General features: G+C 49.3%; 3 protein-coding genes. All 3 read right to left on the bottom strand.

Annotated elements, in window-relative coordinates; genetic code table 11:
* Nucleotides 1-262 (bottom strand): 30S ribosomal protein S12 (gene rpsL / locus B4H10_RS03790; protein ID WP_292018208.1); only part of this gene is annotated, 262 nt, incomplete at its 3' end.
* Nucleotides 263-342: 80 nt separating this feature from the next.
* Nucleotides 343-588, bottom strand: coding sequence for a ribosomal L7Ae/L30e/S12e/Gadd45 family protein (locus B4H10_RS03785; protein WP_075581504.1), 246 nt, complete (start codon nucleotides 586-588; stop codon nucleotides 343-345).
* A 244-nt stretch (nucleotides 589-832) separates the two neighbouring features.
* Nucleotides 833-4785, bottom strand: a 3953-nt coding sequence (gene rpoC, locus B4H10_RS03780; protein ID WP_292018207.1) for a DNA-directed RNA polymerase subunit beta', incomplete at its 5' end; no start/stop codon positions are given.

Below are 4785 nucleotides of genomic sequence, written 5' to 3'. Positions count from 1 at the left end.
TAACTCTTCCACCTCTAATTAAAACAACACTATGTTCCTGTAAATTGTGACCAATGCCAGGAATGTACGCAGTTACTTCGATAGCGTTCGTCAGGCGGACACGGGCAACTTTACGCAGAGCCGAGTTAGGCTTTTTCGGCGTAGCTGTGTATACACGAGTGCATACGCCACGCTTCTGCGGGCAGTTTTTCAAAGCCGGTGCTGTCGATTTTGTGACAGCGACCTGACGACCTTTACGAACCAATTGGTTAATTGTTGGCATGTGGGCACCTCCTCTCCAAACAATTAGATTTATAATGTAATCATCAATGAAGCGTCAGCTTCAGGATGATGTTACCAGAATCAGCTGAGCAGTCCGACAGCTGCAGCCCCAACCTTGATCCGGCAGGCCAGCCCCAGTTCTGCCATAGTATAATTGCGATCCGTGGCAATTCCCATTTCAACGGCAAGCGTGAGCAGCGGTGCTGCTACCTGTTCATCACAGTCATTGGCAATATACAGCTGTGTGACTTCGTTTCGTTTCATTGCTTTCAGCGTCTGTTTGGCACCGACCGTCTTTCTGGCCGTACCGAGTGATTCCAAGCTCACGAAACATCACTCCTTAAAACATACAATTTGGCCGCACGACTCGCATTGCGACACTTAGATATTTTATCATTCCCCTATTTCCATGTCAATGTATTTTTCGTAAAATAAGCCATTTATTATTACACAGTCCCGCGTGGTTCAATAATTGTATTATCTGATATATGAATTCCGCATGATAAGAGGTAAAAAAAACATCACATGAAGATGTTAATCACTCTTCATGTGATGTTTCATTTATGCGATCTTAATGTCCGGCTTCTGGTGTCGTATCTTCCGGCTGGATGTCAATGGGATTGCCATCTTCATCTTCATATTCAACGGTAGGGACCGTCTTAACGACTTTCACTTTGCGGTAGCGGCTCATGCCAGTACCGGCAGGAATCAGCTTGCCGATGATGACGTTTTCCTTGAGGCCGAGAAGCGGATCGATCTTGCCCTTGATGGCTGCATCGGTAAGGACGCGGGTCGTTTCCTGGAAGGAAGCGGCTGACAAGAAGGAATCGGTAGCCAGGGCCGCTTTAGTAATGCCGAGCAGCATAGGCTTGCCTATAGCCGGTTTGCCGCCATTGGCTTCTATACGTTTGTTCATATCTTCAAAGACATTGACATCAATATAATCGCCTGGCAATACATCGGCATCTCCAGCATCTTCTATCTTAATCTTACGCAGCATCTGGCGTACGATAACTTCGATGTGCTTATCGTTGATACCAACGCCCTGGGATTTATAAACCTTCTGTACTTCGTATACGAGGTACCGCTGTGTTGCTTCTACACCCTGGATGCGCAGGATATCGTGAGGATTAATGGAACCGGATGTAATGCGGCTGCCCTTTTCGATGACGTCGCCTTCGTGAACTACCAGGTGAGCGCCAAAGGGAATCGTGTAGCTTCGTTCTTCGCCATCTTTGGAAAGAACATGGACGATATTGATGTCATGGTGGTCTTCTTTTTCCGTAATAGAAACAGTGCCGTCGATTTCAGTGATGATAGCATTGCCTTTCGGCTTACGGGCTTCAAACAATTCTTCGACACGGGGCAGACCTTGTGTGATATCACCAGCAGATGCAACGCCGCCTGTATGGAATGTACGCATAGTCAGCTGTGTGCCCGGTTCACCGATAGACTGTGCTGCAATCGTACCAACCGATTCGCCTACGTTGACCTTGCCGCCTGTACCAAGATCGCGGCCATAGCATTTAGCGCATACACCGTAACGGCTGCGGCAGGTAAGGACGCTGCGGATCTTAACTTTATCATAATACTTGGCAACTTCTTTTGCCTGATCCGCCATGATTTCTTCGTTGAGAGGAACAATAACCTCGCCCGTATCTTTGTTAATCAGTGTTTCCGCTGCCGTACGGCCTTCAATCCGGTCTTCCAGCGGTTCAATGATGCCATTGCCTTCTACGATAGCTGTAACGTAGACACCACGGATATCATTATTGCGTACTTTGACTTCTGTTACATCGCTGCTCAGGATGCGGTCGATAGCATCTTCCGTAAGGGGAGTGCCGGCCGGGCAGATTTCCATGCCATTGGAGTCGATGACCGTTTCTTCGACAGATTTGCCAAGCATATTTTCAATCATGGCCTGGCGCAGGGAAGAGCGGATGCTTTCTTCCGGCGCACCAAGATAGACGTTTTCAATGACATTAGTATGATTCATGTCATCATTAATATCAAGCTGGCTGCCATGGAGAGACAGTTTAGGTACCTTATAGGCAACGAGTTCATCCATATCATCTGTCGTGAGGACGTGTCCTTCCGGCAAAATGACTTCACCTGTACCGGCATCGACGATATCAGCAGCCAATACACGGCCGATAATCTTATCCGCCATGAGAGCCACAGCCTGACGGGTAGAGCCGGCCAGACGGGCCCGTTCGCGAATCAGGTCGATACCGAAAACATCACAGTCTTCTTCACGGACAATGACATCCTGGGAAACATCGACGAGACGACGGGTCAGATATCCCGAGTCGGCGGTCCGCAATGCCGTATCGGCCAGACCTTTACGGGCACCATGGGACGATGTGAAGTAATCCAGTACAGACAGGCCTTCCCGGAAATTTGCCTTGATGGGCAAGTCGATGATTCGGCCCGACGGGTCAGCCATCAGGCCACGCATACCGGCAACCTGACGAATCTGCTGTTTATTACCACGGGCACCGGAGTCAGCCATCATGAAGATGGAGTTGAACGGATCCATGTTATCCATCATGACTTCCGTTACGTCATCCGTTGCTTTTTCCCAGATGGAGCAGGTCTTACGATACCGTTCGTCTTCCGTTATAAGGCCGCGGAGATACATTTTGGATACATTCTGTACCTGTTTATCGGCGGCATCGAGGATGTCCCATTTTTCAGCAGGAATCTGAATATCAGAAATAGCAATGGACATACCAGCCTGACGGGCATAATGATAACCGATTGCCTTGATATTATCCAGAAGTTCCGCCGTCTTTGTATTGCCGACAAGATGGAAGCAGGCATCGACGAGCTTGCCAATCTGTTTTTTATTCATGAGTACGCCAAGGCAGTTCACATCGACGTACTCTTTATCTTTCTTGAATTCCGCTACTGCTTCTTTATCTACTTTACGTGCCGGGAGCGGACGGGTCTTCAGGAGATCGACCCCGAATTTTTCTTTAAGGGCTGAAAAACCATAGTCGAGGATACGGCCTTCGCTATCCTTGATTTTAACGAAATGGGTCGTATCGATGAGACCATTTTCATAAGCGAATACGGCATCTTCCGGATTGGTGAAAACCATGACTTTATCCGTATGGAACAAGCGCAGTGGTTCATAAATCTGGTAATTGTATAACAGCTTGCCAGCCGTCGTTTCAATCAGGCCATGGCCAGGGATACGGACTTTGATAAGCGCTTCGATATCGATTGCCTTGGCATCATAGGCCAGCATGACTTCATCATAATTGGAGAAAATCTTACCTTCACCTTTGGCAGCCGGTTTGACCAGCGTCAGATAGTAGGCACCAAGGACCATATCCTGTGTCGGAACGGCAACAGGTTTACCATCTTTCGGAGCCAGGATATTGTGTGCCGACAACATGAGTGTACGGGCTTCCGACTGGGCTTCCACCGAAAGTGGCAGGTGGCATGCCATCTGATCACCATCGAAGTCGGCATTGAATGCCGTGCAGACCAGCGGATGCAGTTTGATAGCCCGGCCTTCCCAAAGGATCGGTTCGAAAGCCTGGATACCGAGACGATGCAGTGTCGGGGCACGGTTGAGGAGAACCGGATGTTCCTTAATGACATCTTCCAGGACATCCCATACTTCATTGCTGACACGTTCGACCTTTTTCTTGGCATTCTTGATATTAGTAGCAATACCCTTTTCAACGAGTTTCTTCATGACGAAGGGCTTAAACAGTTCCAGTGCCATTTCCTTCGGCAGACCGCACTGATGCATTTTCAGTTCCGGACCAACAACGATAACGGAACGGCCGGAATAGTCAACACGTTTACCGAGGAGGTTCTGACGGAAACGGCCCTGTTTCCCCTTCAGCATGTCGGAAAGAGATTTGAGAGGACGGTTGCCCGGGCCGGTGACCGGTCGGCCACGGCGGCCATTGTCGATAAGCGCATCGACGGCTTCCTGGAGCATACGCTTTTCATTGCGGACGATGATATCCGGCGCACCCAGTTCCAACAGGCGGCTCAGACGGTTGTTACGGTTGATGACGCGGCGGTACAGATCATTCAGATCCGATGTAGCAAACCGGCCACCATCCAGCTGTACCATTGGACGCAGTTCCGGCGGAATGACCGGGATGACATCCATGATCATCCATTCCGGTTTATTTCCTGAATGGCGGAATGCTTCTACTACTTCCAGACGGCGGATAGCACGGACACGGCGCTGACCAGAAGAGTCACGCAGTTCTTCCCGTAAATCCTTATCGAGCTGGTCCAGATCCAGTTCCTGAAGGAGCTCCTTGACAGCAGCAGCCCCCATGCCGACGCGGAATTTATCGCCATACATTTCCTGATACTGGCGGTATTCCGTTTCTGTCAGCAATTGTTTTTTAACCAACGGCGTGTCACCGGGGTCAAGAACGATAAAAGAAGCAAAATACAATACTTTTTCCAGAGAGCGGGGCGAGATATCGAGAATCAGGCCCATACGGCTCGGAATACCTTTAAAATACCAAATATGAGCAACTGGAG

It is taken from the genome of Megasphaera sp. UBA4382, from assembly GCF_002391155.1.
GTDB lineage: Bacteria > Bacillota > Negativicutes > Veillonellales > Megasphaeraceae > Megasphaera > Megasphaera hexanoica.
The sequence above is the reverse complement of the archived record's forward strand: the minus strand, read 5'-3'. Positions and strand labels throughout refer to the sequence as shown.